The sequence below is a fragment of the Pseudomonas sp. NPDC086566 genome (assembly GCF_050280885.1).
In the GTDB taxonomy this organism is placed as follows: Bacteria; Pseudomonadota; Gammaproteobacteria; order Pseudomonadales; family Pseudomonadaceae; genus Aquipseudomonas; species Aquipseudomonas vlassakiae.
This window is the reverse complement of the sequence record NZ_JBNNWD010000001.1, coordinates 516,449-542,422: the sequence shown is the minus strand read 5'-3', so window position 1 is coordinate 542,422 and position 25,974 is coordinate 516,449. Positions and strand designations below refer to the sequence as shown.

The following is a 25,974-nucleotide window of genomic DNA, read 5'->3' as shown; positions in this document are numbered from 1 at the left end:
GTTCCAATAAGTATGAGACAAGACAACAGGTATGCGCCCTAACCTGTTGATATGAATGATGAACAAGCCGCGCGGAAAATGTGGGGGCGGGTTTACCCGCGAATGCATCATCGAACCCAACATCGCATTCGCGGGTGAACCCGCTCCCACAAGGGGGAAGCGTCGGCTTCAGCGCAGGTGTTTCACCTCAGCGGCGCTGACTGCGCTGCCCTTGTTACCCCAGCTGGTACGAATGAAATTGACCACATCCGCCACTTCCTGGTCACTCAGGCGCCAGCCGAACGCCGGCATGGTGAAGTTCGACGGCGCCGTGTGCGTGGCCGGCACGGTCCCGCCCGCCAGCACCACATGGATCAGCGAGGTGGCATCGGCCGTCTGCACCACCGGGTTGCCGGCCAACGCCGGGAACACCCGGGTATAGCCGTGGCCGTCGGTGCGGTGGCACGCCGCGCAGTTGTCGATGTACACGGACGCCCCCGGCTTGCTGTCATCGCCCTGCCACAAGGCCTCGGCCACCTGCTTGTCATACACGTGCGGCGTGTCGTTCGGATCGCTCGGCGGCAAGGTTTTAAGGTACTGGGCGATGGCCGTCAGGTCGGCATCGCTCATGTGCTGCATGCTGTGCTCGACCACATCGCTCATGCCACCGAATACCGCGCTGCGGTCACTGCGACCAGTCTTGAGAAACTGCACCAGCTGCGCCTCGCTCCAGCTGCCCAGGCCGTCCTTGTGGTCGCCACGCAGGTTCTTGGCGATCCAGCCTTCCAGAGGCGCACTGCCGGCCAGGAACTGCTCGCCCTCCGCAGGGCTCAGGGCCTTCTCCTGCATCGTCAGGGCGCGCGGGGTATGGCAGGCGCCACAGTGCCCCAGGCCTTCGACAAGGTAGGCGCCACGGCTGACCACCGGGTCGGCACCCGCCGGCGCCTGCCAGGCCTTCACCTCGGGGGCGAACAGCCCGCGCCAGATCGACAGCGGCCAGCGCATGCTCAGGGGCCAAGGGATATCGGTCGGTTTGTTGGGCTGCGCAACCGCTTCGACGCCTTGCATGAAGTACGCATACAGCGCCTGCATGTCATCGTCGCTGACCCGCGCATAGGACGGGTACGGCATCGCCGGGTACAAGGTGCTGCCGTCCTTGCCGATGCCTTGGCGCACGGCCCGGTCGAAATCAGCGAAGCTGTACTGGCCGATGCCACTGGCGTGCGGCGTGATATTGGTGGAGTACACCGTGCCGATAGGGGTTTCCATGGGCAGCCCACCGGCAAAGGATTTGCCGCCCTTGGCGGTGTGGCAGGCCACGCAGTCACCGGCGCGGGCCAGGTATTCCCCTTTCTTCACCAGGGCGTCGTCGGCCTGGGCCGCCGTGGTAGCGCCCAGCAGCAGGGTGGCGATCAACAGGTTCTTCATGTTCATCGCTCCTCAAGCCTGGACCAGCGGGCCGGGGTTCTTCAGGTACTGCTCGCGGATCGCCCGGGCCGACCAGTAAGTCAGCGCCGCCACCAGCCCCGTGGGGTTGTAGCCCAGGCCCTGGGGGAATGCCGAAGCACCGGGGACGAACACGTTGTGCACGTCCCAGCTCTGCAGGTAGCGGTTCAGCGCGCTTGTCTTCGGGTCGTTGCCCATGATCGCGCCGCCGTTGAGGTGGGTGGTCTGGTAGCTGGCGGTGTTGAAATGCTCCTTGACCTTTTTGCCGAGAATGGCGATGGACTTGGGGTTCATCGCCTGGGCGATCTTGCTCAGCTTGTCGACCATGAACTGGTTCATCCTGATGTCGTTTTCCTGCCAGTCGAAGGTCATGCGCAGCAGCGGCTGGCCGTAGGCGTCGCGGTAGGTCGGGTCGAGGTCGAGGTAGTTGCCGCGGTAAGACTGGTGCGCACCGTGGGCGTCCATCGATACCTGGTGGGTGTAGTAGTCGGCGGTGGCCTTTTTCCAGGCGCTGCCCCAGGCCGGGGTGCCCGGTGGCGTGCCGCCTCCGGCGATCGGCCGGGTGCCGGCCTGGTTGACCCACATCGGCGAGCCGCCGACGAAGCCATGCGGGCCATGGTCGAAGTTGTCGGCGTTGAAGTCGTCGATGGCCACGCCGTTGCCGCCGGCACCGATGAAGTTGTTGGTGTAGGTGTCCTTGTCGAAGAACGCCTTGACCGTGCCCATGTTCTGGTAGGCGAAGTTGCGCCCGACCACGCCTTCGTTCTTGATCGGGTCGTAAGGCTTGCCGATGCCGGACAGCAGCATCAGGCGCACATTGTTGAACTGGAAGGCGGCGAGGATGACGATGTCTGCCGGCTGCTCCACTTCGCGGCCCTGGGCGTCGATGTAGGTCACGCCGGTGGCCTTGCGCTTGCTGTCGTCGAGGTTCACCCGCAGCACATGGGCGTTGGCGCGCAGCTCGAAATTCGGCACCTGGCGCAGCGCCGGCAGTATGTTCACGTTCGGCGAAGCCTTGGAGTACATGTAGCAGACGTAGCCGCTGCAGAACCCGCAGAAGTTGCACGGCCCCATCTGCGCGCCGTACGGGTTGGTGTACGGCCCGGAGGTGTTGGCCGACGGCAGGTTGTAGGGCTTGTAGCCGAGGCTGGCGGCGGCCTTTTCGAACAGCTTGGCCGATACCACGTTCTTCTGCGCCGGCAGTGGGAACGGGTTGGAGCGATCAGGCGCGTAGGGGTTGCCGCCCTTCCCTTCGCCCACCAGCTTGCCATTGACGGTCCAGGCCTGGCCCGAGGTGCCGAACACCTTCTCGGCGAAATCGAAGTGCGGTTCGAGTTCTTCGTAGCTGACGCCGAAGTCCTGGATGGTCATGTCGTCGGGAATGAAGCGCTTGCCGTAGCGTTCCTCGTAATGGCTGCGCATGCGCAACTCCATCGGGTCGACCCGAAAGTGCACGCCTGACCAGTGCAGGCCCGCACCGCCGACGCCCTTGCCCGGCAGGAAGGCACCGAGCTGGCGGTTGGGCAGCGCGACATCGTTGGCGCTGTGGCGGATGGTCACGGTCTCTTTCGATACATCGACGAACAGCTTCTTGCGCACGCTGTAGGTCAGCTCGTCGATCACCTGGGGGTAGCTGCCATCCGGGTAGGTATCCTGCATCGGCCCGCGCTCCAGCGCCACCACCTGCAGCCCGGCTTCGGTGAGTTCTTTGGCCATGATCGCGCCGGCCCAGCCGAAACCGACGATCACCACGTCGGCCTTTTTCATTGCATTGGCCATGCCTTACGCCCTCTCGCCACGAATCGAAACCGCCGGGAACGGGTACGGCTCGTTGCGCTCGACCCAGTCCATGAAATCTGCCCGGGCGCCGGGGAAGCCGATCTGCGTCCAGCCGACCATGCCCTTGTTGCCGCCGTGAATCGGGTCGCAGAAGAACCCTTCGCGGGTGTTCTGCAGCAGCAGGCTGAAGAACAGCTTGGCCGGCAACTGCTCGAAAACGATCTCACCGGCTTCGATCTTGCCGAGTATCTTGTCTCGGGTAGCGCTATCTTGCTCGGCGAAGGTTTTACCGCTGGCGTTTTTGCACCAGGCCTCCACGGCCGCGATGCCCAGGCGGTAGATCTGTTGCGGGCTGAGTTGCAACTGGTAGCCGAGCTCCGGGGCGGCATCGGCCTTGAACGGGCCTTGCATGTACCACTGGGCGCCGGTGGCGTACGGGGTGTTCATCTGGCGGTCGATGAATTCGGCAGCGCCCGCTTCCAGTGCGCCGGGGCCGAGTTCGTCGGCGGGAATGATGCGCGACACGGCCGCTTGCACGAAGGCCCATTCTTCGGCGGTGAAGAAGGTTGGCTGATAGTTGCCCGCAGGAGGGGTGGCCGGGACCTTGTCGCGTATGGATTGGTCGCGTACCGGCTCAGCCAGCAGCTGACTGGCACCCAGGCCGGTGCTGGCCACGGTGACCACCGGGATCAGGGTCAGGGTCTTGCGCAGGAAGTCCCGGCGCGGGTTGTCGGGGGCATGCTCAGGCATTTCGGGTCCTCATCAGCATAGGGGCGGCCTTGGGTTGCGCCATCTGGTGTCCGGGCTGGGCCGGAAAAGCCGCGTAATCTAGCTGGTTTGGAAATCTTTTGAAACCGGTTTCATTCCCTGCGACAACCTGCGCCTTGACACACTTCCTTGTAGGAGCGGCCTTGCTTCGCGAAAGGGCTGCGCAGCAGCCCCAAGCTTCTGGCGCCACCCGCTAAAATTGCCGGGGCCGCTCTGCGGCTCTTTCGCGACGCAAGGCCGCTCCATTTGTTGCAACGTGTCCATGCCTGTGAGGTCATGGGATAGGGGTGAAACATAGGGTGAAATGAAACCTGTCAATTTTGCCAGTTCCCAACTCGCCCTCGCTCCTGCCATTATCCTTATACGCATAGCACAGAGAAACTTAATAGTGGCTACTAAAAGTCGAGCTCAACGCTATTTTTATCAAAACGGGGCAATTACACTTGCACTGAGCCCCAACACTAAATTCTGCGTATTTCGTAACCGCTCTGTTCCCTTGGCACAAACACTTCACGATGACAGCAGCAATGAAACGATGCTATTACCTGTCGACCAGCAAAGCTCAATACTAGGCCTGCTCTGCAGCTTTCGCGTCGATTTGGCCTATGCACCTTATGGACATGCACCTTTTACCAGGGAAGCGCGTTCATTATTGGGATTTAATGGACAGAGTCGAAACACTCTGACGGGCCTCTATTTGCTAGGCAATGGATACAGAGCTTATTCACCTACCCTAAACCGGTTTTATTCTAGTGACAGTTGGAGTCCCTTCGGTGATGGTGGGTTGAATGCCTATGCATATTGTGGTGGTAACCCGTTGGGCAGGCATGATCCTTCAGGGCATATGTGGCGATCAAGCCGCAGGGTTACTTCTGGCGCGGGGCGAACCACGAGAACACAATCACAGCGCCTCAATTCCACAGATTCTTCCAGAAGTTCCTCACTCGAAAGCCTGGTTTCAAGTGCACCCTCTCGATCCAGGTCCACTTCTCCTGTAGCAAGTAACAGGCATCAAAGTGTAAGTAACCACAACAATTGGACAACAGAAGACCCGCCTATTCAACGCCGCGACTCAAACAGCTCAGTGGGTTCAGTCGGTTCAGTCGGTTCTACGGTCTCAAACGCGTCTACGCCCCCTAACACAGCTAGAGACATATCCCGAAGTAGCGCCCCACTAAACTTTAGCTATGCCGACACCGACAGCGATGGCCAAGCCATACTACGTGAGCTAGCTAAAAATACAAACCTCAGTATCGATGAAGAAATTTATTTTAGGTTCAACAATCCTACAACAACACTAGGATTTGCAATAGGTCTTAGGTCGCTTGCACGCCTGCATCAGAGGTTTACCCCTGAATACGTGAATATGGCTCGCATCAATCAACTTAAGCGGCAATCATGATGCGCAAGAGGCTACTGACTTCACAGTTTGTGTACCCACCTGAAGGTCCCGACTGTCTCGGCAGCGAAGATAGAAAAGCCTTCGAACCCTGCACCGATCTGGCTCGAATTAATTTGAGTCTATGTACATGCTGGAAGGCATGCACCGCCTGTGAGATCGAGCAGCGCCCGCGCGACGCATCGCGGATAAATCCGCTCAACAACGCCCCTGTCAGGAGCATCAGAAGTCGAAGGTGTACCCCACGACCACCCGATTCTCGTCCGCCGCATCGGCAAAATTCGAGCGCATGCTCGCATTGCGCCAGCGCAGCGACACGTTCCTGAGTGGCCCCGACTGCACCACATAGGTGATGTCCGTGGTCCGCTCCCACTCCTCGCCTTCGCCGCCCCGTGCCGCAAGCGCCCTGCCCTTGGCTGTGGCTATGCGCTGTGGGTCGACCTCATCCCCCTTCACGTAGCGCACATTAAACGTCAGCCCGGGGATGCCCAGGGCTGCGAAGTTGTAGTCATAGCGCAGCATCCAAGCACGCTCGTTGGCCAGGGCGAAGGTGCTGACCTGCTGCTCACTGAAGAGATAGGTATCGGTGCCACCCACATAGGCGTAGGCGGTATTGCCGCTGACCTTCTGGTAGCCGCCGCTGAAGCTAAGACCGAACAGGCTGTAGCCAAAGTTGGTGCTCAACGTGCGGTTGTCCACCTCGCCCAGCAGCGCCCTGCCCTGTTCCCGGGCATTGAACCAGCGCCACTCGGTGAACGCCTCGCCCGGCCCCGCAGCGACGCGATATTTGAAGCAGGCGAAATCTCGGCGGAACAGGTCTTCGAGCTGGCTTGAATGCAGGCTTACGGTCAGGTTCTTCAGCGGCTGGTAATCCGCCCCGGCGTAATACAAGCGGTCACTGCTCACCGTCGCTGAATAGGCGCCCTGTTGCGCCATCGCCGTCAGGTCCTCGAAATCGGTGGAGTCGCGCAATTTGGTCGCATCCACCTGCAGCAGGGTGAAGGTGAAAGCGTCCAGGTCCTTGCTGACCAGTTGCGCGCCGTTGAACCACTGCGGGAACAGACGACTGTAGTTCGATGCCAGCAGCGGCAACTGTGGGCTCAGCCCGCCGACCTGCAACTCGGTCCGCGACCGCTTCGCCTTGAGCGTGGCGACCGCCTTGCCGTAATCGTCCGCTGCACGCTTGTCGCTGCCCCGCGGCAACAGCCCGGTACCGCTGCGGTCGGGCGACGAGTCGAGCTTGATGCCCAGCATGCCGGCCGCATCCAGGCCAACGCCAACAACCCCGTCGGTATAGCCCGACTGCCACTTGAGCATGAAACCCTGGGCCCACTCGCCGCGCCGCGACTGGCTGGCGCTATCGCCATGGGAATCGCGGTCAAAGTAGAAATTGCGCAGCTCCAGGCTGCCCTTGCCATCATCGACGACGCCTGCCTGGGCCACCTGCCACGTGCAGCCAAGCACCGCGAGCATCAGCGATGCCCGCCGGGAGAGGGAAATGTTCATGGTTACGCCTTGTTGTTGTTCTTGTTGGAAAGCGTTGCGGTTCAGGCTTTGGGGTTTCTGACGTAGCGCATCACCACCAGGCAGGCGATCAGGATCAGCGGGGCAATCGACAACATGCCCATGTAGCTGCTGCCGGTAAGGTCGTTGATCTTGCCCACCATCACCGGCGCGACGATGCCGCTCAACTGGCCGACCGAGTTGATCGCCGCCGTGCCGGTAGCGATGGCCAGGTCCGAGAAGGTCGATTGCGGGATGGTCCAGAAGATCGGGATGGCGATGAACGTGCCCGCCGTGGCCAGCACCAGCGCCGCCATCATCGCCCAGGACGAGTCCGCATACAGGCAGGCCAGCAGGTAGCCCAGCGCCGAAGCCAGCAGGCAGTACACCAGGTAGCGCTTGCGTTCGCCGGTGCGGTCGGAGCGCCGGGTCAGCAGCACCATGCCGATGCAGGCCACGGCATAGGGCAGTGCCGACAACACCCCGACCCAAAGCATGTCCTGCACGCCGGACGACTTGATCAGGTGCGGCATCCAGAAGTTCAGGCCATAGGACGCGGTTTTCACCACGTAGTAGATAAACGCCATGATCGCCACTTCACGGGTCAGCAACACCCGCCAGATCGACCCCAGCACCGGCTTCTGCACCCGCCTGTCCTGAGCCAGGTTCTCGACCAGCAGGTCTTTTTCCTGGCGGCTCAGCCAGCGGGCCGACTCAATGTCGCGGTCCAGCTTCCACAGAACCAGCACGCCCAGCAAGACACACGGCAACCCCGACATCAGGAACAGCCAGTGCCAACCGGCCAGGCCCAGCACGCCGTCCATGGTCCCCAGCAGAAAGCCCGCTGCCGGCCCACCCACCGCGCCAGCCAGCGGCACGGCCAGGAACCACAGGCCGTTCATTTTCGCCAGGTGTTTGCGCGGGAACCAGCAGGCCAGGTAAAACAGGATCGCCGGGCCGAAACCGGCCTCCATCACGCCGATCAAGAAGCGCAGGAAATACAGCGTGTACTGGGTGTAGGCAAATACCAGCGCCGCCGTGGCCAGGCCCCACGACACCATGATCCGGCAGATCCAGGCTGGCGCCCCGTAGCGTTTGAGGCCCAGGCTGCTCGGCACTTCGAACAGCACGTAGCCGATGAAGAACATGCTCGCGGCCAGTCCGTAGGCGGCGTCGCTCAGGCCCAGTTCAGCCTGCATCTGGGTCTTGGCGAAACTGATGTTGATGCGGTCGAAGTAGGAAAACAAAAAGCAGATGATGGCCAGCGGCATGATGCGCCAGGCCACGCGGCGGTACAGCAGCAGTTCATCGATGTGGCTGTCGGCGCGCTCGCGCGCCACTTCGCCGGTCAAGGCAACCATGGTGGATCTCCATTCTTGTAATTATTGGAGAGCGACGGCGCCCGTTGTAGGCGCCGCGTACAACGTGTCAGCCAATGCGCACGAGCTTGTCCTTGAACGCCTGGCCCTTGCGCACGTACTCGGCAGCATTGGCGTGCAGGCCGGCGATCGCTTCAGGGCTCAGTTCACGTACCACCTTGGCCGGCGCGCCGAGGATCAGCGAATTGTCGGGGAACACCTTGCCTTCGGTGACGATGGCGCCGGCGCCGACCAGGCAGTTGCGGCCGATCACCGCGCCATTGAGCACCACCGCCTGGATCCCGACCAGCGCGCCATCGCCGATGCTGCAACCGTGCAGCATGGCCTGATGGCCGATGCTGACGTTACGCCCCACGGTCAAGGCAAAGCCCGGGTCGGCATGCAGCACCGCGCCTTCCTGCACATTGCTGTGCTGGCCGATGCGGATCGGCGCGTTGTCACCGCGCAGCACGGCCTGCGGCCACACGCTCACGCCCTGCTCCAGGGTGACGTCGCCGATGAACGTGGCGTCCTCGGCGATGAAGGTTTCCGGGTGAAGCGTCGGGGTCAGTGTGTCGTATCGATAGATCGCCATTCAGTGCACTCCCTGGGTCGGCTCGTCGGTTTTCAGCACGCCCGCCGCACTCAGCTCGGCGATGCGTTCATCGCTGTAGCCCAGCTCGCGCATGACCTTGTGCGTGTGTTCGCCAATCCGCGGGATCGGCCGGCGCGGCTGCAGGCGCTGGCCGTCCAGCGACAGTGGCAGCAAGGGCATCGGCGTGCTGCTGCCATCCTCCAGCAACAGGTCCGCCATGCCGCCGCTCTGGGTCAGGTGCGGGTCGTCGAACAGCTCTTCCGGGCGGCGGATCGGCGCGAACGGAATACTGTTCGCCTCCAGTTCCGCCGCCAATTGCCGGGCATCGAGGTTGGCGAACACCTCGGCCAGGTGCGCCAGCAGCCGCGGCCGCTGCAACACCCGGTCATTGTTGGTCGCCAAAGTCGGGTCGTCGAGCAAGGCGGTCTGGCCCAGCAACTGGCAAAGGGCCTGCCACTGGCCTTCACCCGTTGCAGCGACGAACATTTGCTCGCCACCCGCGAAGCTGAACACATCGTAGATCGCCCAGGCACTGATCCGGTTGGGCATCGGCGCCGCAGCCTGGCCGGTCACCACGTATTGCTGCATGTGCTGGGCCGCGAGCAACACGCAGTTTTCGTACAGTGCACTCTGCACTTCGCGACCGACACCCGTGCTGTTGCGCTCATTGAGCGCGGCCAGCACGCCAATGGCGCCGAACATGCCGCCCATGATGTCGTTCACCGAACTGCCGGCGCGCAAGGGGCGGCCCACCGGCCCGGTCATGTAGGCCAGGCCGGCCATCATCTGCACCACTTCGTCCAAGGCCAGGCGGTTGTCGTACGGGCCACTGAGGAAGCCCTTGTGCGAGGCATAGATCAACCGCGGGTTACGCTGGCGCAGCGTGGCGCAGTCGAAGCCCAGTGTGTGCATGCGCCCGGGTTTGAAGTTCTCGATGAATACGTCGGCGCTGTCGATCAGCGTCAGCACCGCCTCGCGGCCCTCGGGCGTGTCGAGGTCAACGGCGATGCACTGCTTGTTGCGGTTGAAGGTGCGGAAGAACCCCGCCCCTGCCCCGAGCAAGCGGCGAGTGCCGTCCCCGCGGGTGGGCTCGATCTTGATCACTTCGGCACCCAGGTCACCGAGGATCATGCCGCAGGTGGGGCCCATGACCATGTGCGAAATCTCGACGACACGAATGCCGTCCAAAGGGAGTCTGGACATCAGGCGATTCCTGGGTAGTTGAGCGGCAGGCCGGCGCGGGCGATGGCGCCGTAGAGGGGTTCATCCGGCAATGCCTCACGCAGCAGCTGGCGCGAGGCGATCAGCGCTGGCAGGTCGATGCCGGTGTCGAAGCCCATGCTTTGCAGCATGAACACCAGGTCCTCGGTCACCGTGTTGCCCGATGCTCCCGGGGCAAACGGGCAGCCGCCAAGGCCGGCAAGTGAGGCATCGAGCTCGCGGATGCCCTGCTGCACCGCCACCAGGCTGTTGGCCAAGGCCAGGCCACGTGTGTCGTGGAAGTGCGCTGCACGCAGGCGCTCGCCAGCAATGGCGCGCACGGCCTGGATCACCGTCGCCACTTGGCCGGGGTTGGCATAGCCGGTGGTGTCGCCCAGCGAAACCAGGTCGCAGCCCGCCTCGATCACCTGGCGGGTCAGTTCGCACAGGTCGCCCAGGGGCACCTCACCCTGGCGGGTGCAGCCAAACGCCACCGACATGCCGGCGATCATCTGCACCTCATGGCGCCCCAGTTCATTGCGCAGCTGGCACATGCGCCCCAGCTCCTCGACCATCTCCCGTGGCGTGCGGCGCACGTTGGCCAGGCTGTGGGCGGTGCTGACCGAAACCGGCGCGACGATCCGCTGGGCGCCGGACTCCAGCGCATCCTGCGCACCGCGCAGGTTGGGCGCCAGCACCGTCACCAACAGATCGGGATAGGTCAAGGCGTGGGCCACCACCTGTCTGGCATCGGCCATCTGCGGCAGCAGCCGGGCCGGCACGAACGAGGCGACTTCCATATGGCGCACGCCGGCGGCATAGGCGCTGTCGATCCAGCGCAGCTTGGCGGCAGTCGGCATCACCGTGTGCAGGCTTTGCAGGCCATCGCGCATGCCGACTTCATTGATGGTTATTGTTGTCATCGCGGTCTCTCTGTCTGGAGCGTGGGGCCAGACTAAGAGCAGCACGGCAGGCAGAAAAGACGTGTTTCACGGGCTGATCCATCGTCAGCCGCGATGGATCAATGCCGTGTTTGCCAGGCCGGCGCGCGCTGCAGCAAATGATCGAGCAGGCGACGCGCAGACAAGCTCAAGGCATGCCGGTCACGCATGCAGATGACGAACTCGCCCAGCGCCCAGTCATCGGTCAGCGGGATCACCCGCAGGTCGAACAGCGGCGCATAACGCGCCACGGCCTCCTGCGGGAACACGGCCAGGCCCAGGCCGAACTGCACCAGACGATAGGCCGCGTCGAACGACGATACGTACGAGCGAAAGCGCAGTTCCTTGCCCGCCGCCTCGGCGCTGTTACGCATGAAGGTATTGAGCGTGGCGAAGGCCGACAGGCCCAGGTGCTCGTAATCCAGCGTCTCTTCGAAGGCGATGCTGGCACGCCCGGCCAGCGGGTGATCGGCGCCGACCACCACGGCCAGGTGGTCCTGCCGGTACGGCACGAACTCCAGATCGCCGACGGCCATGGACTGGCGGCAGATGCCCAGGTCGGCACTGCCCTGCGCCACCCCGCGCACCACGTCCGGGCTGAAACGCTCCTCGATATCGGCCTGGATCAGCGGGTTTCCAAGCATGAACGCCGACAGTTCCTCGGGCAGGAACTCCATGATCGACGACACATTTGCCAGCACCCGCACATGCCCACGAGCGCCTTCGGCGTACTCGCTCAACTCGCTGTCCAGGCGCTCCATGGCCCGGGTCAGGCCACGCGCATGGCGCAACAGGGCAAGGCCCGCCGGGGTCGGCTCGACACCCCGCTTGCTGCGCTTGAGCAACGCCGTACCAAAGCGTGCCTCGATATCCGATATCCGCTTGCTGACCGCCGACGGCGCCATGAATGCCCGTTCGCTGGCGCGGGCGATGCTGCCGGCTTCGCAGACCACGATGAACAGGTGCAACGACAGGTGATCGAGAGGCTGCATGGCGGTACCTGATCGGGAAATGGCAGCCATCCTAGCACCTGCCAGGCCGCATAAGGCCGTATCATGGCCGCTCCACTTCAGAGGCCCGCCATGTTCGACTGGGAAGATCTGCGCCATTTCTCCGCCTTCATCAGCACCGGCTCGCTGTCCGCTGCGGCCAGGCAGCTGGGCGTCGACCACGCCACCGTGGCCCGGCGCATCGCCGCGCTGGAGGCTGCCTTGAACCTCAAGCTGGTCGACCGCCGCCCCAGGGCCTACGCGCTGACCGACGAAGGCCGCCGGGTGGGCGAATACGCCGAACAGATGACCCAATCGTCGTTCGCCCTAGAGCACTTTGCCAATGCCGGCCAGCAACAGGTCGAAGGCGAAGTGGTGTTGGCCGCCCCGCCCGCGCTGCTCGGCAGCATCATCGCCCGGCGCCTGGGTGCGCTGATGCAGCGCTACCCGCAACTGCGCCTGAAGCTGGTCGGCAGCAAGTCGCGGGCTTCGCTGGCCCGCCGTGAAGCCGATATCAGCATCACCCTGGCCAGGCCCACCGAGCCGACGCTGGTCGCCAGCCTGCTGGGTTATCTGGATTACCGCCTGTACGCCGCACCCACCTACCTGCGCAACCCTGGCACGCCACGCTACATCGGCTACGACGAATCCCAGGCCAAGTCGCCGCAGCAGCAGTGGCTGCTCAGCCAGACCGGCAACCAGCCCTTCGTGCTGCAGAGCAACGACCTGCGCATCCAGGCCCAGGCGGCTGCCGGCGGGGTCGGTATCGCGTGCTTGCCGGCATTCATGGCGCAGGAGCATGGCCTGGCGGTCGCCGGCAAGGATGAACAGACCATGAGCATCGAAATCTGGCTGGCCGTGCACGAGGATGTACGCAGCACGCCGCGCATCAAGGCCGTCACCGACTTCCTGCAGCAACAGGTCAAGCCGCTGCTGCGCTTGTGAATTTTTGCGGATTGCGCCTGCACCGATTCGGGATTTCCGCGGCCAGCCATCACCGCTAAGCTTCCCTGCAGCGCACAACCGATCACTGAGGAGCCGCCGATGCAATACGTCAAACTGGGCAACACTGGCCTGGACATCTCGAAACTGTGCCTGGGCTGCATGACTTTCGGCGAACCCGATGCCGGCACCCATCCCTGGACCCTGGGCGAAGCCGACAGCCGGCCGATCATCCGCCGCGCCGTCGAGCATGGCATCAACTTCTTCGACACCGCCAACAGCTACTCGGCCGGCACCTCGGAAATCATCCTTGGCAAGCTGCTCAAGGAATTCACCCGCCGCGACGAGACGGTGATCGCCACCAAGGTGTTCTTCCCCGCCAACATGTGGGAAGGCAGCACCCGCCCCAACGAACAGGGCCTGTCGCGCAAGGCGATCATGGCCAATATCGACGCCAGCCTGGCCCGTCTGGGCACTGACTACGTCGACCTGTACCAGATTCACCGCTGGGACTACCACACGCCCATCGAAGAGACCATGGAAGCCCTGCACGACGTAGTCAAGGCCGGCAAGGCGCGCTACATCGGCGCGTCGTCGATGTATGCCTGGCAGTTCGCCAAGGCCCAGCACGTGGCGGACAGCAACGGCTGGAGCCGCTTCGTGTCGATGCAGAACTACCTCAACCTGATCTACCGCGAGGAAGAGCGCGAAATGATCCCGCTGTGCCTCGACCAGGGTGTCGGCCTGATGCCGTGGAGCCCGATGGCCCGCGGCCGGCTGACCCGCCCCCACGGGCAGCAGACCGAACGCACCCGCACCGACATTTCCGGGCAGTCGTTCTACGAGAAGACCGAAGTGGAAGATGGCCGGGTGATCGACGTGGTCGAGCAGATCGCCGGCGAGCGCGGCGTGCCGATGGCGCAGGTGGCGTTGGCCTGGGTATTGGGCAAGCGGGGGGTGTCGGCGCCGATTGTCGGGGCCTCGAAAGTGGCACAGCTGGATGATGCGATTGCCGCGCTGGCGTTCCAGCTGACTGCCGAGGAAATCGCCCGGCTGGAAGCGCCCTATGTGCCGCATGCGGTGACGGGGTTCAAGTAAGCCTGCACCGGCCTCTTCGCGGGTGATCCTGAAGATGATGCAGGGGTCGTATGGCTGGAATGTCGACCTGGCTGAAGCGCTGCCCGTGTTACTTACAGGTCCAGGGCCAGACTCTGCCGCCCTTCCAGTCCCAACAGGTACTGCTTGGCCGGCAAACCACCGGCAAACCCGGTCAGGCTCCCTGACGCGCCGATCACCCGGTGGCACGGAGCAATGATCGAGATCGGGTTGCGCCCGTTGGCGGCACCGACCGCGCGCACGGCACTGGGGTTGCCGATCTGCCGGGCGATGTCGCTGTAGCTGCGGGTCTCGCCAAAGGGAATGGTCAGCAGGGCCGCCCACACCTGGCGCTGGAATTCGGTGCCGGCAAAGTCCAGCGCCAGTTCGAATCGCTGTCGGGTGCCAGCGAAGTACTCACCCAGCTGGCGGGCCGTTTCGCGCAGCATCGGGTCGCGGTCATCGCGGTGCAGCTCGCCAAGCCGCACACGGTTCTCGCGCTCCTCCTCCCACAGCACGGCGGCGAGTCGCTCACCGCGTGCCACCAGGGTCAAGGTGCCGACCGGGGACGGCATCAACGTAAAGGCGCTGGACATCTGAGTTTCCTGCGGCAAACCAGTTTCAGCGCACTTTAACGTCGCCCGCCCCCCGCTGCATCCGCTTTCTTGCGCAGGTTATCCGGTGAGCAGCGACTGGCGGATCAGCTTCTTGTCGAGCTTGCCCACGCTGGTTTTACGACATGCTTGTCTCTCCAATCATCGATCTGGACGCGGGGTGCTTCGCATCGGGCAAAAGCGGGTTTTCATTTGATGACAGAGTGCCGAGACTGGGGCTGCAATCTTTTCTTCATGAGCCACCTTGATGGCTAGCAAAGGCCCGACTAATACTTAGGTCTCTGCCTGGGGAGGCACGAAACATGCAACCAAGATTCGTTATCGTTCCGGCAGTACCCATCGAAAAGCAGTCGTTCCGCATCGGCACCCGTTACTATGCGGCGACCGAATGCGGTGGTTTCGATATCTATGACAACCAGGAAAAGGAGCGGCTCAAACCCAGTTACCCGAGCAGGACGGATGCCGAGGTAGAGTGCCGAAACCTGAACATGGCCAAGCAAAACAGGTAGTCAGCTACCCTGCCCGCCATGCGTGAGGGCCGGCAAGCCGGCTCTCAGCGGACTCCGCCGTCATCAGCCTTGCCGGCCTCGCCGTCCTGCCACCCGGCAATCAGGCGCTGGGCATTTTCGTCGCAATCCATACCCTGCGGCTTGCTCTGCATGCCGGCGATCACGGCCAGCAATTGCGCGCGGTTCTGCGCCAGGCGTAACTGCATGGCTTCGATTTCAGCCACCTTGCGCTTGAGGCTTGCCAGCAGCAGATCATGCCGTGCCGTGCCGTCACCCGCTGCACTGGTCAGTTTGCGCATTTCATCCAGGCTGAACCCTGCTTGCTGCCCGCAGGTGATGATCTCCAGCGTCCTCACCGCCTGCTCCGGATAGTCACGATACCCGTTGCCCAGGCGTCGAGCCTCGATCAGGCCGCTGGCCTCATAGAAACGGATACGTGATGCGCTGAGCCCCGTGCGCCGGGCCAGTTCGCCAATTTTCATGAAGGGTGAAATTCTCTGTTGACCTTAAGGTTTACTTTAACCTTAGCCTTCTCCAAAACCCAACCCGCCCGACGCCCGGCGCTATTTTGGAGAACACCGCATGTCCCCTTTCCAGCCCCTGCAGTTGCCCAATGGCAGTGTCATCCCCAACCGCCTGGCCAAGGCCGCCATGGAAGAAAACCTCGCCAATCAGGACCAGACCCCTTCCGATCGCTTGCTACGCCTGTATCAGGCCTGGGCTGAAGGCGGCGCTGGCTTGCTACTGACCGGTAACGTCATGGTCGACCCCAGCGCCATGACCGGCCCGGGCGGCGTGATGCTCGATGACAGCCAACCGCTGCAACGTTTCCGCCAATGGGCCGAGGCCGGTCGCGCCAAGGGCGCGCAGTTCTGGATGCAGATCAACCACCCCGGGCGGCAGATGCAGGCCAACCTCGGCCAACCCACCGTGGCACCCTCGGCGGTGGCGCTGGACATGGGCGGTTTGTCGAAGCTGTTCCCGCAGCCCAAGGCCCTGGACGAAGGCGAAATTGCCGCGCTGATTCAGCGCTTCGCCCGTACTGCGGCACTGGCCGAACAAGCCGGCTTCAGCGGTGTGCAGATTCACGCCGCTCACGGCTACCTGCTCAGCCAGTTTCTCTCGCCACTGACCAACCGACGCCAGGATCGCTGGGGCGGCAGCCTGGAAAACCGTGCACGGCTGCTGCTGGAAGTGGTCAAGGCGGTGCGCGAGGTGGTGTCTCCCGGCTTCAGCGTGGCGGTCAAACTCAACTCGGCCGACTTCCAGCGCGGCGGCTTCGAGCCTGCCGATGCGCGCCAGGTCGTGCTGTGGCTGAACGAACTGCCGGTGGACCTGGTGGAGCTGTCCGGCGGCAGCTACGAAGCACCGGCCATGCAAGGCGACGCTCGCGACGGGCGCACCCTGGCACGAGAGGCCTACTTCCTAGAATTTGCCCGCGAAATAGCGGCTATTGCGCGGATGCCGGTGATGGTCACCGGTGGCATCCGCCGCCTGCCGGTGGTCGAACAGGTGCTCGCCAGTGGCGTGGCCATGGCCGGTATCGCCACCGCACTGGCGGTCGACCCCAACCTGCCTCGACGCTGGCAAGCCGGCGAGGCCGAGGCCCTGGCGGAACTGCCGCCGATCCGCTGGAAGCGCAAGGCATTCGCCGCTCTGGCCTACATGGCACTGGTCAAGCTGCAGATGCGCCGGCTGGCCAAGGGCAGCAAACCCAAGGCCAAGGCCTCCCCCTTGGCAGCCCTGCTGCTGGAGCAGTTGTGCACCCTGCGCCGGGTGAAGCAATACAAGCGTATGATGGCTAACCGGCTGGATTGATGCTGTTCGATAATGGCGTGCTGGCAGCCGGTCAATCCAGGCATTCGCGTGCGGCAAGGCGCAACTTGTCACTCGACAGGAAACTGCCTTTATAGAACGTTGCGCGGCTACCTTCCCGGTACTCAACGACTTCCAGCACTTCGTCTGAAGTCACAGCGCTGGGCGCGGTAAGCCGATAACCGTGATTGATCGACTTTTGCGTGGTCTGAGGGGACAGCGCCTGCCACTTTGGCAGGACGCAGGCGGCATAATCTTCCGGGGATTTCGAGGTCAGCTTACTGGCGGTAGGCTTCCCTGGGTTTGCGCAAGCGGCAAGGCTGACAATGATTGCGAAACTGAACAAAATACGAAAGGTTGGCATTTGCAATTAACCAGGCAGAAACGTGTGCCATTCTATCCGGGATCGACCCAATGCAAAAAGCCCGCTCGTGTGCGGGCTTTTTGCTCCTGCAGAACATCACTTCACGCTTTTTTGCACATCAACGCCGCATCGAGCAGCCTGCCATGATCGTACCAGGCGTCGCGCTGGTAAGCAGTGAACTGGCGGTCGGTGCCCGAGCCGTGCAGCTCCACCAGGCCATCGGCTTTTTGGGGGTCGGTACTTTCAACGTACAGCTTGACCGAGTTGTCGGTGTCGACTTCATAGGTTTTGACATTTACCGGAAGTTCGCCTTTGACGCACCCCAGATAGGCTGGCGTGCTTCTCTCGGTGGTGCCAGACGTATAATCATGGCCACTTCGCACATCCGGGTTCTGGGCACACCCGGCCATGAACATTGATAACAGTACAGCGCCTGTAACCGATCTTGAACTCTTCACGCGACACGCTCCTGCTGCCCCTCCTGAAACTTGCAAAGTGGCCAAGCACACCGCCCTTTTTGGTTTTCATTGCCCAATGGTACTGCGCAACACTGACAACCCGATATGCTTGTTTGCTATAGAGGTAATGGCCAAGAGTTTTGGACTTTCGAGTTATTTCTTTAGGCAAACGGAACGATTCAAACAGCCCTGATTCTCATGCGTATCGACCCGGCGCATCGTTCAGGAGAAAGCCATGCTGTGGTGGCTGGAAATACTCGCTCAGTTCTTGGCTTCCGCAGGCCTTGCCGTGTTCAGCATTTTTGTTTTCTGGGCCTGTACGCTGCTGTTTGGCCGGACTTACAGCAAACTGATGTCAGCCCTACTGGCGGCGGCATTGTTGGGCATTGCGGCCTTTCCGCATGGCGCGAGCTTTGCCGTCAACCAGCAAACGCTGCTGGGGGACGGCAGCGATTTCCTGTTGCTGGTAGCGGACGCGATGGGCGTGATCAGTGCCGTCATCATTGCGTCGTTCTTCTTCAACCCGGAGCGGTTATTGGATGAAGCTTGACTGGCAGGCAGGCTACCTTGTGTCAGTAGCAACGATGTCCTGCTACCCCGAGTCGAGGAGATAACCATGAGCATTCGCAGCCTTGCCAAACATCTTCCTGCAGACCCAGATAAAGAAGGCTGGGTGCTTGGCTGGGGCGTGCTGCGAGCCTTGCACCCTTGGCATTTTGTCGACGTCTATGCAGACCAGAAAACCGCCAGGGCCGAGGCGCAACGCCGTGGCGATGGCTATGTCGTCGAATTTGGCTCGCACCGACTCGGTTCGGATGAATTCGTCTGCGGTATAACCCCGCCTGAAGGGTGACAGCTACATCTTGCCCATGGCAAACGCTCGGATGGGAGACGGCTAACTTTCAGCCGTTAAAGAAGCCGCTCAACGTTATGGCCAAACGAATACCGATAGCCTCTACAGAACGCATCCCATTCATCGCCCGACCAGCCGGACCTGCGCTTGACCTGCCTCAAGTCATGCCGGGCGGCCCGCTTCGCGGTAAGACGTTGCCTGGCCTTCTCGAGATCCAGCAAGGCCACCTTGATGCTCGGCTCGCTGAAATCGACAAAGACATGCTTCAGATACAGGCAACCGTGCTGCCAACGGCCAACGTTCAACCTGGCGAGTACTCGGCCATACGCTTCCAGGATTTCGTGGTGGCGCCTGGAGCCGAGTGATTGGTCGAGTTGGTTGGCGTAGAAGTCTTCCAGCGACAGGTAACCGTCCAGCGCTGCCGTCACCATCACTGCATGCCACTGTCCGCCCTGTTTACAGACATGGGCGTGGACAAGCGATGGCGTTGATACACCTAATGATGCAGCCGCACGCAGGGCCTTCGCTTCACGCGCAACCGTCGGGTATCCCAACGGGTGCAACAAGCTTCGATAGACATGCCCGACTTGCTGTTTCTTGTAGAAAGTCAGGCCCTCCAGCTCGATGCGAAGCACACCACTCTCCCCGCCTCTGCGGATATTGGGGGGCTCCACCCATTTCCCGGTGGCGCCGAGGATGTCCTCTACAGGTGGGTGGGAGGGTCTCATATTTGTTGAATTATTAGTCATTGAGCACACACTCATTTGCCAGCCTTGGCGCGGCGAGACTCGAAATATAAACCCCTGATCTCCCCGGCGGCTACTGCGGATGTCACAATCGGCACGCCCTGCGTTGCAATGCTTGTGACTTCCTTCTGCCAAGAGGGCGAGCCAGAGGCGTTCAGCCGTTTTGGCTTTGAACGTACTGTTCAGCCATGACCTTCCCCTCCAGAATGGCTTCCGTCGAAGAAGAAAATGGCCGGCTCACCCGTAGGGTTCGTGCCGTTGCACCTGGCTTTCCTACTTCAACCAACATTCCGGTGGGGCATTCAATACTGGACTCCCACAGTACGTATATGGATGCCTGGTAACCCAGGTAGGAATGGACGTAAAGGTCATGACTGGTGGACTGAAGGCTCATCACTCTCTCCAACTGGGCGCCTCTAATGCGCCTCTGATGGAGATACGACTGGTGCGTTTTCCGAAGCGTTCCGTTCACCAGCGTACTTAATTGGGACGTCCTGAAGTACGCGGCCTGAACGCCACTGCGCAGGCCCAGGGATGGCGGCCAAGGACGAAGCCAGAACTGCAGGACCAACCCTTATCGCCATTTAGCCGGCAGCCACCGTCGGTATCACAGCATTTACGCCCTCGACTGCGATTTTCCGCGCCCTTCCTACACCCCATGCCATCGCACGCGTCATAGACTCGCCTGGACGGGCCTCGAACGCCTCCTCGTGAACCGCCATGCCTTGAGGTGCGTAAACGCCTATGAACATCTGCGTTTGACCGGTCCTTGAAAGCCTTACCTGAACATCAATATGCGTGCCGTCGTCGAGTGTTTCGTCATGGGTCCGGTGGTGCAGCGTCGGGTCTGCCCATTCCCAGAACACATTTCCACGAACTCGCATGTGACCCTCCTTTAATCTTGTATTCAGGACCTATAGGAAGATCAAAGTAAGGCGCATCAAATAACTTTCAAGAGCCCTTTACCGGAAATGATACTTGGACGACAGACGGCCCTCAAACTTATACAAATCTATATTTTTGTATAGTTTATTGATGGCTTCTGTGCAGCTCCGCGGCGCTCGTCAGCTTCGCTTGCGCTCGGTAGCGATTCGGCAAATTCAATCCACTGTTTAAATGCAGCCCGGTGCGCCTCGCACATGGCTTGCCAGTCCGGCCCACCAAGACGGCCATAGGCCACCTGGTTCATCGTTGATGAAACAAGCGAATCGAGTTCGCGAAGCAACTTGTATGCGCGGTACCTTCTCTCACGTTCCGGCATGGTTCTGCCCCCCACAATGCACAGCAAGGTTTGAGCCTTTCCGAGGCTTCTGCCTGGTAGACCTTCATGGCCTGCCTTGTTTCCCTCAATCCTAACGGTTCCGCCGAACGGCGGCGAGGCGATGCCATGGCTCCAGCATTTCCATGCAGCGCTCGTTCAGCTCTATCAGTGGCGCCCGAGCCTGAACGCTTTGGCGGTATCAGCTGGAAGCGGCCTTGACTGTCCGCTTTCGACCCGTAGCTGCCGGTGAACCGAACAGTAAACTTTGTGGGAGCGGGCGCGCCCGCGAAGAATCCAACGCGGACTGTGGCACCGGCTGCGCCGGTGTTCGCGGGCACGCCCGCTCCCACAGAGTACGCGTCGCAATTACGAAACGCGCTGCAGTTCAGCGTCTGCAATGGGTCGAAAGCAGCCGTTCGCGACTGTTCGTTATCGACCGATATCAGGCGAACTCTGTCTCGGTCAACGCCCACAATCTGGCAGCCTCAGCGAATTCGGGCATCTCAACTAGATCCTCATACTCGTCGCTGTAGTAGATCACTGTCGCCGGTACCATCGCCCGCGGCGGTGCAGACGCTTGCAGATACACAGGGGCGCGCGGAGGTCGAATAGCTCATCCAGGGAAATATGGCGGTTCGGTGCCGCCGGTTGGCGTACCCAGGAAAGTGATGGTCATGATGGAAGGTCCAACGCAAACTGTATGCATATACAGATCACGCCGAAAGACAGCGAAGATCACCAGGGTCAGCTAGAGTTTTGATGAGTGAAAGCACCGCGAGATAACCATCATGCTAAAACAAGAAGCAGATGACGTAATTGAGCGTATCAGGGACGATCTGAAAAGGCACGGCGTGCTGATCGGCTACGATTCAGAGCTGACTTCTGCGGATTTCGGCTGCGACCTGGACTATCACGTTGCTCTGGTCAGAGAGGATCCGACCAACCACGTTTTGCGTATCTCGATACATGACGAAGGCTTGTGGGACCAGCTCCGGCAGGGAGCCGTGTATCGTTGTATCGTAAGTGAATGCCATGGAAAGCTATTCGGCATTCCAATTACGATTGAACCAAGGTCTGATGCGTCCTACACCATCCAGTACAAACTCTAGGCGTCAGCAGGGTAGCCTGGTTGCCGGACTATCCGCTGAACAAATTCAGTGAAGCGGTGGCAGATTTTTACCGCGCGCTTTGGCCACCACACGCAGCTGGTAATCGCATACCACCTGTTGGTTGCCGTGCAGCAGCAGGTCGAGCCCTAGCAGTGGCATCAGATCTGACGGTGGCCCCAAGCAGTGGGTGCCAGTGCTGAACGATTTGGGGATCAGGCGTCGCCCCCCATACAACTGCCGTCACACCTATGCGACAATATGCTCAATGTCCGGCCTCAACCCCGCATTTATCGCCCAACAGCTGGGTCACAGCGTCCAGATGCCGCTGCCGACGTATGCCCGTTGGCTCAACTCAAGCTCCGACTGGAGCGAGCTGGAAAAACTCAAGATTGGTATCAGACCGGTATCAGCTGAAAATCCAGCGTCGTAAGTTACTGATAGGTAAGCCCTTTGATCTCCACCGCCAACATCACCATGCGATTTTTTTCGCGGTTTTGAGCGGTGTACAGCGCCTGTTTTCGCGGGCTCCAGCCTCTCCACACCGCACCTAAACGCATACATTGGCCCAAGAATTGGCCCAAGATTCTAGGTAGGAATCCAGGTGTGCACCGATGCGTCTCAGCGGTTTTCAAGACCGTACGATAAAGCCCCACCAAATGCCGCTTGCGCAGCGAAATCGGTTCCAAAACAAAGACAAAACAGCACGGCTACAAGCCGCATACTGCAAGGGTCGCCGTTTCAGTTTTGGAATCGGTTTTGGCTGTAATTTTCAAGCAGTTTGGGGATACACTCCGCAGCTACAAAGCTCTCCAGGTAGTGCGGAATGGATCTCAAAGCGCTAGAAAAATCTCTGTCTCCGTGGCTCCGCGTGAGTACCTGGTACACGAAGCATCCGGAGGATGAGCAGCGGTTTCACCATGCCCTGCAGGCGACCTTTGCAGAGCATGGCTACAGCATCGGTTTTGAGGAGTTCTTCGAGGCAATCCGAAATTCGGTGGTCCAGCGGTATCCGGGCCATGAGCTGTTTCGGGCAGACGACATCGAGCGGTACGCTCGGCGCGCCGAGATCATCGGCTACTACCTCTTCGACGTGCGCAACTGCCAGTAATGCAGCAGTAGTGTGGAAATTCGACCTCAGGCCGCGCCACCAGCGGCCTATGCGTCGGCCCTGTCTAATATGCATTGGCGAGTTTGGGCGACTTTCGCCCAGTAAAACCGAGAAGCATCAGCGCGGTTTTAGACAGCCTATGCGCCCCACTCCGGCGTCCTGCCGATCACGATCCGTCCTGGCTCGTCACCTTCGCTGCCTTTTGGAAAACTCGTAACTGAACAAGCCGATTTATTAGCCTGATCGATTGCTATCCAGCCCACGCCCCTACCGAAGCTACGAGCGGCAAAAATGCTCATCCTCGACCGACCGCTTTCGACCCAAACCGGACGTTCGCCAAAAGTTGAGCAGGCGCCTCTCAGGAAATCGGCCGACGCGTAGCGAGAACGGCAACACCAAAGCAGATAAACGTCGAGCCGACCAATCTGCTGATCCAGACGGAAAACGCAGGCCGGGTCAGCATGCCTTTAGCTTGGGCCGCCGCAGCGGCATACAGGCTCAATGAAGCCAGCGACAGCCCCATGAATATCGCCGTGAGAAGCAGAAACTGCGGCAGCAGAGCAGCGCTTTGGTCGATGAACTGCGGGAACAGCGCAGTGAAGAACATCGTGGCCTTTGGGTTAGTGGCTGCCGTGAGAAACGCCGATTTATACAGCTTCAAACGCGATGGTCTATAGGTTTGTCCGTCTGGATGTACTGCCTGAGCAAGTATCGGCCCTTTCTTGAACAACTGCTTGGCCCCCAGGTAGAACAGATAGCCGGCGCCCAGGATCTTCACAACGCTGAACATCCACTCAGAGCTTGCGAGCAGAGCGCCTAGTCCGAGCATCGCGGCAGCCGACAAGCAGAACAGCCCGGACGCATTGCCGATTGAGGACCATAAGGCGTAACGCGGCCCGTAGGCCAGGCTGTTATTGATCGCCATCAGGGTAGCAGGCCCGGGGCTCGCGATGGCGATGGCCGCCACCATGGTAAAAGCAAGAATACAATGCAGATCCATTTTTCACGTCATCGGTAAGTGTGAAAGGACATCCTACAGGGCAACCTGCAGATGCCTGAACATCGCAGCCATGACAACCCCTGCCGCAATTGCAGGCAAGGGCTTGCGCAGCACCAACATCACGATTGCCGTCGTCAACAAGGCAAGCCGTGCGCCGTTGTCGCCGGTAACCGCCAATGGTGCAAGGACCGCCACCAGCACCGAGCCGGACATGGCACCGATGAACTGCTGCACCCTGTAGTTGATGGGAACGAAGGCCATCACGAACACGCCTCCCCAACGGGTCATCAGGGTAACCACGGCCATGATGAGAATGATGAAGAAGGTGCCCAGGCCAGTGCTTTCAATGTGCATCTTTCTTCTCCATCCAGACAGCGCCCAACAGGCCGCCAGCCAATGCGCCGGCAACGACATGACTGTTTTCAGGCAAATACCTGTACGCCAGCAATGACGCGCCGGCAGCCACGCTCCAGATGATCAGCATGCGCAGGTTCTTCTTCCCACCGATCACCATTGCCAGCAAAAAGCAGCCCATCACCATGTCGAGGCCCAAGCTCACCGGGTCATGGATCGCGCTACCAAAATAAAGGCCCAGCCAGCTGCCAAATGTCCATGCTGACCACAGGGCAATACCACCACCAAACAAGAGGCCAATCCCTGGTTTGCCGCCATTGAGTGCTTGCATCGACATCGCCCAGTTGGCATCGGAAACCACGAGCATCACACCGTAGCGCTTGGCCCGGGGCAGCTCACGCAACCACGGATACAAGGTTGCCCCCATCAACAAGTGCCGAGCATTGATTGCGAATACCGTGACAATTAACGGAACGACCGGAACGTGCTGCCCCCACAGATCAAGAACCGCGAACTGTGCCGCGCCAGCAAACACCAAGGCGCTCATCAGCACAGTTGAGAATTCGCTCAAGCCGGTCTGTGCGGCGGCAAGGCCGAAGGCCACTGCGAAAACCACTACGAACGAGGAAATCGGCAGCAGCTGTTTGAAGCCACTCCATACCTCATGCCTATCAAGCCCGACCGAGCCACTACTGATACTCAACAAAATTTCGCCTCCTCTGCCCCGACACCTCAATTCATGCGGTATTTTGCGAGCTCGAACGGGATACAGAAAAGCGAATAAGTGTTATAAAAGGCATTCGATTTTCGAATGGGCGGCTCGACGGTGCAATCAAAGGATTTGCAGATCGACTGGTTACGGACGTTCGTTGCGGTCGTTGATACTGGCTCCATGACAGCGGCTGCTCGGCAGATCTCGCGCTCTCAATCAGCCGTGAGCATGCAATTGAAGAAACTCGAAGACAGCGTGGGTCGACCACTTCTGAATCGGGAGCCGAGGCGGCTTTCATTAACGCCGGCAGGCTTTGATCTGTTGGGGCACGCGCGAAAACTATTGGCGTCCCATTCCGCCCTGGTGCTTGCGATGCATGGGGGAGCACTCTCCGGAAGGGTGACCTTCGGTGTTCCGGATGACTATGCGGAACCCTATCTTGTGCCGGTGCTCAAAAGCTTTATCGCTCGCTTTGGCGAAGTCGAAGTAACCCTTGTCTGTGAAGAATCCACCGCACTGTTGGCCAAAGTCGATCGAGGCGAAATCGATTTGGCGGTAGTCACCCGTGATGCACCCTCGCGCGGCACGCTGCTCTTCAGGGAAGCGCTGGTGTGGGGCGCAGACGAGCAACACGAAGTCTGGAAGCGCGATCCGTTGCCAATTGCGGTTCATGAGCTCGGCGGACGCTTGCGTACCGAAATCCTGGCGGCGCTTGACGTCCAACAACGCGAGTATCGTGTCGTTTACAACAGCCCGAACGTAGGCGGCCAGATCGCCGTTGCACTGGGCGGCATGGCGGTCGCCGTACTGACTCGATGCAGCCTTCCTCCCAACCTGAAGATGCTTGACGGACGCCAAGGGCTGCCCGAGCTTCCCGTGGTGGAAGTCGTGCTCATCCGGAGCAGGGATTCAAAAGGGTCTCGTGCGGTAGATGCCATGTATGATCAAATCATGAGCACCCTCAGAGATCCACTGGTCATTGAATGACGTCGGCAACTCGGTTTGTAGTTGTCCGCTATGGGTCGAAAGCAGCCGTTCGCCAGTCATCGTTATCGACCGGGATTAGGCGAAATCTGT

The 25,974-nt window shown here is 60.8% G+C and carries 30 protein-coding genes and 1 pseudogene; 11 read left to right on the top strand and 20 right to left on the bottom strand.

Annotated features, from left to right (window positions below; all coding sequences use genetic code 11):
- Window positions 1-168: 168 nt before the first annotated feature.
- Genes ACQKPS_RS02655 through ACQKPS_RS02645 form a run of 3 tightly spaced genes read right to left on the bottom strand, consistent with a single transcriptional unit; the run spans window position 169 to window position 3,954 of the window.
- On the bottom strand, window positions 169-1,407 hold the full coding sequence (locus tag ACQKPS_RS02655; RefSeq protein WP_427602552.1) for a cytochrome c: 1,239 nt from the start codon (window positions 1,405-1,407) through the stop codon (window positions 169-171).
- A gap of 12 nt (window positions 1,408-1,419) precedes the next feature.
- On the bottom strand, window positions 1,420-3,204 hold the full coding sequence (locus ACQKPS_RS02650; protein ID WP_427602550.1) for a GMC family oxidoreductase: 1,785 nt from the start codon (window positions 3,202-3,204) through the stop codon (window positions 1,420-1,422).
- A 3-nt stretch (window positions 3,205-3,207) separates the two neighbouring features.
- On the bottom strand, window positions 3,208-3,954 hold the full coding sequence (locus tag ACQKPS_RS02645) for a gluconate 2-dehydrogenase subunit 3 family protein (RefSeq protein ID WP_283724248.1): 747 nt from the start codon (window positions 3,952-3,954) through the stop codon (window positions 3,208-3,210).
- A gap of 322 nt (window positions 3,955-4,276) precedes the next feature.
- On the opposite strand from ACQKPS_RS02645, the gene ACQKPS_RS02640 reads away from it, so the two are divergent.
- Window positions 4,277-5,374, top strand: coding sequence for an RHS repeat-associated core domain-containing protein (locus ACQKPS_RS02640; protein ID WP_427602547.1), 1,098 nt, complete (start codon window positions 4,277-4,279; stop codon window positions 5,372-5,374).
- A 219-nt stretch (window positions 5,375-5,593) separates the two neighbouring features.
- On the opposite strand, the gene ACQKPS_RS02635 is transcribed toward ACQKPS_RS02640, so the two are convergent.
- The 6 genes from ACQKPS_RS02635 to ACQKPS_RS02610 form a co-directional block, all read right to left on the bottom strand.
- Entirely contained in the window at window positions 5,594-6,877 is a 1,284-nt protein-coding gene (locus ACQKPS_RS02635) for an OprD family porin (RefSeq protein WP_427602545.1), read from the bottom strand.
- Window positions 6,878-6,918: 41 nt separating this feature from the next.
- Window positions 6,919-8,235, bottom strand: coding sequence for an MFS transporter (locus ACQKPS_RS02630; protein ID WP_427602543.1), 1,317 nt, complete (start codon window positions 8,233-8,235; stop codon window positions 6,919-6,921).
- Between the two features lie 67 nt (window positions 8,236-8,302).
- Window positions 8,303-8,827 carry a gamma carbonic anhydrase family protein gene (locus ACQKPS_RS02625; protein WP_427602541.1) on the bottom strand — a complete coding sequence of 175 codons (525 nt, stop codon included), beginning with the start codon at window positions 8,825-8,827 and terminating at the stop codon, window positions 8,303-8,305.
- Window positions 8,828-10,030 carry a CaiB/BaiF CoA transferase family protein gene (locus ACQKPS_RS02620; RefSeq protein ID WP_427602539.1) on the bottom strand — a complete coding sequence of 401 codons (1,203 nt, stop codon included), beginning with the start codon at window positions 10,028-10,030 and terminating at the stop codon, window positions 8,828-8,830. It lies immediately after the preceding gene.
- On the bottom strand, window positions 10,030-10,950 hold the full coding sequence (locus tag ACQKPS_RS02615) for a hydroxymethylglutaryl-CoA lyase (protein WP_427602537.1): 921 nt from the start codon (window positions 10,948-10,950) through the stop codon (window positions 10,030-10,032). Before ACQKPS_RS02615 ends, ACQKPS_RS02620 begins: the two co-directional genes overlap by 1 nt.
- A gap of 98 nt (window positions 10,951-11,048) precedes the next feature.
- Window positions 11,049-11,960: a LysR family transcriptional regulator gene (locus ACQKPS_RS02610; RefSeq protein WP_427602535.1), complete on the bottom strand. Its 912-nt coding sequence runs from the start codon at window positions 11,958-11,960 to the stop codon at window positions 11,049-11,051.
- Between the two features lie 90 nt (window positions 11,961-12,050).
- Here ACQKPS_RS02610 and ACQKPS_RS02605 point away from each other — a divergent pair, with 90 nt between their 5' ends.
- Window positions 12,051-12,902 carry a LysR family transcriptional regulator gene (locus tag ACQKPS_RS02605; protein ID WP_427602533.1) on the top strand — a complete coding sequence of 284 codons (852 nt, stop codon included), beginning with the start codon at window positions 12,051-12,053 and terminating at the stop codon, window positions 12,900-12,902.
- 99 nt (window positions 12,903-13,001) lie between these two features.
- The gene (locus tag ACQKPS_RS02600) at window positions 13,002-13,997 is read left to right on the top strand and encodes an aldo/keto reductase (RefSeq protein ID WP_427602531.1); all 996 of its coding nucleotides are present in this window, start codon (window positions 13,002-13,004) and stop codon (window positions 13,995-13,997) included.
- Window positions 13,998-14,089: 92 nt separating this feature from the next.
- On the opposite strand, the gene ACQKPS_RS02595 is transcribed toward ACQKPS_RS02600, so the two are convergent.
- Window positions 14,090-14,590: a methylated-DNA--[protein]-cysteine S-methyltransferase gene (locus ACQKPS_RS02595; RefSeq protein WP_254479985.1), complete on the bottom strand. Its 501-nt coding sequence runs from the start codon at window positions 14,588-14,590 to the stop codon at window positions 14,090-14,092.
- A gap of 320 nt (window positions 14,591-14,910) precedes the next feature.
- On the opposite strand from ACQKPS_RS02595, the gene ACQKPS_RS02590 reads away from it, so the two are divergent.
- On the top strand, window positions 14,911-15,117 hold the full coding sequence (locus tag ACQKPS_RS02590; RefSeq protein ID WP_254479986.1) for a hypothetical protein: 207 nt from the start codon (window positions 14,911-14,913) through the stop codon (window positions 15,115-15,117).
- 44 nt (window positions 15,118-15,161) lie between these two features.
- Here the strand turns inward: ACQKPS_RS02590 and ACQKPS_RS02585 are convergent, their stop codons facing one another.
- Window positions 15,162-15,599, bottom strand: coding sequence for a MerR family transcriptional regulator (locus ACQKPS_RS02585; protein WP_254479987.1), 438 nt, complete (start codon window positions 15,597-15,599; stop codon window positions 15,162-15,164).
- A gap of 100 nt (window positions 15,600-15,699) precedes the next feature.
- Here ACQKPS_RS02585 and ACQKPS_RS02580 point away from each other — a divergent pair, with 100 nt between their 5' ends.
- Window positions 15,700-16,935: an NADH:flavin oxidoreductase/NADH oxidase family protein gene (locus ACQKPS_RS02580; protein ID WP_283724244.1), complete on the top strand. Its 1,236-nt coding sequence runs from the start codon at window positions 15,700-15,702 to the stop codon at window positions 16,933-16,935.
- A gap of 31 nt (window positions 16,936-16,966) precedes the next feature.
- Here the strand turns inward: ACQKPS_RS02580 and ACQKPS_RS02575 are convergent, their stop codons facing one another.
- Both ACQKPS_RS02575 and ACQKPS_RS02570 read right to left on the bottom strand, forming a co-directional pair.
- Window positions 16,967-17,296, bottom strand: coding sequence for a hypothetical protein (locus tag ACQKPS_RS02575; RefSeq protein ID WP_254479989.1), 330 nt, complete (start codon window positions 17,294-17,296; stop codon window positions 16,967-16,969).
- Between the two features lie 101 nt (window positions 17,297-17,397).
- Window positions 17,398-17,754, bottom strand: a complete 357-nt coding sequence (locus ACQKPS_RS02570) for a hypothetical protein (protein ID WP_313201174.1) — start codon at window positions 17,752-17,754, stop codon at window positions 17,398-17,400.
- A gap of 235 nt (window positions 17,755-17,989) precedes the next feature.
- On the opposite strand from ACQKPS_RS02570, the gene ACQKPS_RS02565 reads away from it, so the two are divergent.
- Window positions 17,990-18,304: a hypothetical protein gene (locus ACQKPS_RS02565; RefSeq protein ID WP_254479991.1), complete on the top strand. Its 315-nt coding sequence runs from the start codon at window positions 17,990-17,992 to the stop codon at window positions 18,302-18,304.
- Window positions 18,305-18,370: 66 nt separating this feature from the next.
- Window positions 18,371-18,607, top strand: a complete 237-nt coding sequence (locus tag ACQKPS_RS02560) for a hypothetical protein (protein WP_254479992.1) — start codon at window positions 18,371-18,373, stop codon at window positions 18,605-18,607.
- A gap of 56 nt (window positions 18,608-18,663) precedes the next feature.
- On the opposite strand, the gene ACQKPS_RS02555 is transcribed toward ACQKPS_RS02560, so the two are convergent.
- The 4 genes from ACQKPS_RS02555 to ACQKPS_RS02540 form a co-directional block, all read right to left on the bottom strand.
- Window positions 18,664-19,335: a lipopolysaccharide kinase InaA family protein gene (locus tag ACQKPS_RS02555; RefSeq protein ID WP_427602888.1), complete on the bottom strand. Its 672-nt coding sequence runs from the start codon at window positions 19,333-19,335 to the stop codon at window positions 18,664-18,666.
- 172 nt (window positions 19,336-19,507) lie between these two features.
- Complete coding sequence (locus ACQKPS_RS02550) at window positions 19,508-19,747, bottom strand: hypothetical protein (protein ID WP_313201176.1); 240 nt, start codon at window positions 19,745-19,747, stop codon at window positions 19,508-19,510.
- Window positions 19,748-19,937: 190 nt separating this feature from the next.
- Window positions 19,938-20,237 (bottom strand): hypothetical protein, encoded by a 300-nt coding sequence (locus ACQKPS_RS02545; protein WP_254479994.1) that lies wholly within the window; start codon window positions 20,235-20,237, stop codon window positions 19,938-19,940.
- Between the two features lie 128 nt (window positions 20,238-20,365).
- Window positions 20,366-20,614 carry a hypothetical protein gene (locus ACQKPS_RS02540; RefSeq protein WP_254479995.1) on the bottom strand — a complete coding sequence of 83 codons (249 nt, stop codon included), beginning with the start codon at window positions 20,612-20,614 and terminating at the stop codon, window positions 20,366-20,368.
- Window positions 20,615-21,402: 788 nt separating this feature from the next.
- Between ACQKPS_RS02540 and ACQKPS_RS02535 the strand changes: the two genes are divergently transcribed.
- The 3 genes and pseudogenes from ACQKPS_RS02535 to ACQKPS_RS02525 all read left to right on the top strand — a co-directional run bounded on the left by ACQKPS_RS02535 (window position 21,403) and on the right by ACQKPS_RS02525 (window position 22,831).
- The gene (locus ACQKPS_RS02535; protein WP_427602526.1) at window positions 21,403-21,723 is read left to right on the top strand and encodes a hypothetical protein; all 321 of its coding nucleotides are present in this window, start codon (window positions 21,403-21,405) and stop codon (window positions 21,721-21,723) included.
- Between the two features lie 178 nt (window positions 21,724-21,901).
- Window positions 21,902-22,153: pseudogene (locus ACQKPS_RS02530) on the top strand (site-specific integrase); the annotation flags it as partial.
- Window positions 22,154-22,546: 393 nt separating this feature from the next.
- Window positions 22,547-22,831, top strand: coding sequence for a hypothetical protein (locus ACQKPS_RS02525; protein WP_427602524.1), 285 nt, complete (start codon window positions 22,547-22,549; stop codon window positions 22,829-22,831).
- 358 nt (window positions 22,832-23,189) lie between these two features.
- Here ACQKPS_RS02525 and ACQKPS_RS02520 read toward each other — a convergent pair whose 3' ends face one another.
- The 3 genes from ACQKPS_RS02520 to ACQKPS_RS02510 are packed head-to-tail and all read right to left on the bottom strand — an operon-like array spanning window position 23,190 to window position 24,891.
- On the bottom strand, window positions 23,190-23,831 hold the full coding sequence (locus tag ACQKPS_RS02520; protein WP_427602522.1) for a LysE family translocator: 642 nt from the start codon (window positions 23,829-23,831) through the stop codon (window positions 23,190-23,192).
- Between the two features lie 33 nt (window positions 23,832-23,864).
- Window positions 23,865-24,185: an AzlD family protein gene (locus ACQKPS_RS02515; protein WP_296234824.1), complete on the bottom strand. Its 321-nt coding sequence runs from the start codon at window positions 24,183-24,185 to the stop codon at window positions 23,865-23,867.
- Window positions 24,175-24,891, bottom strand: coding sequence for an AzlC family ABC transporter permease (locus ACQKPS_RS02510; RefSeq protein ID WP_296234822.1), 717 nt, complete (start codon window positions 24,889-24,891; stop codon window positions 24,175-24,177). Before ACQKPS_RS02510 ends, ACQKPS_RS02515 begins: the two co-directional genes overlap by 11 nt.
- Window positions 24,892-24,996: 105 nt before the next feature.
- On the opposite strand from ACQKPS_RS02510, the gene ACQKPS_RS02505 reads away from it, so the two are divergent.
- The gene (locus ACQKPS_RS02505) at window positions 24,997-25,884 is read left to right on the top strand and encodes a LysR family transcriptional regulator (RefSeq protein WP_427602519.1); all 888 of its coding nucleotides are present in this window, start codon (window positions 24,997-24,999) and stop codon (window positions 25,882-25,884) included.
- The last annotated feature ends 90 nt before the right edge of the window (window positions 25,885-25,974 follow it).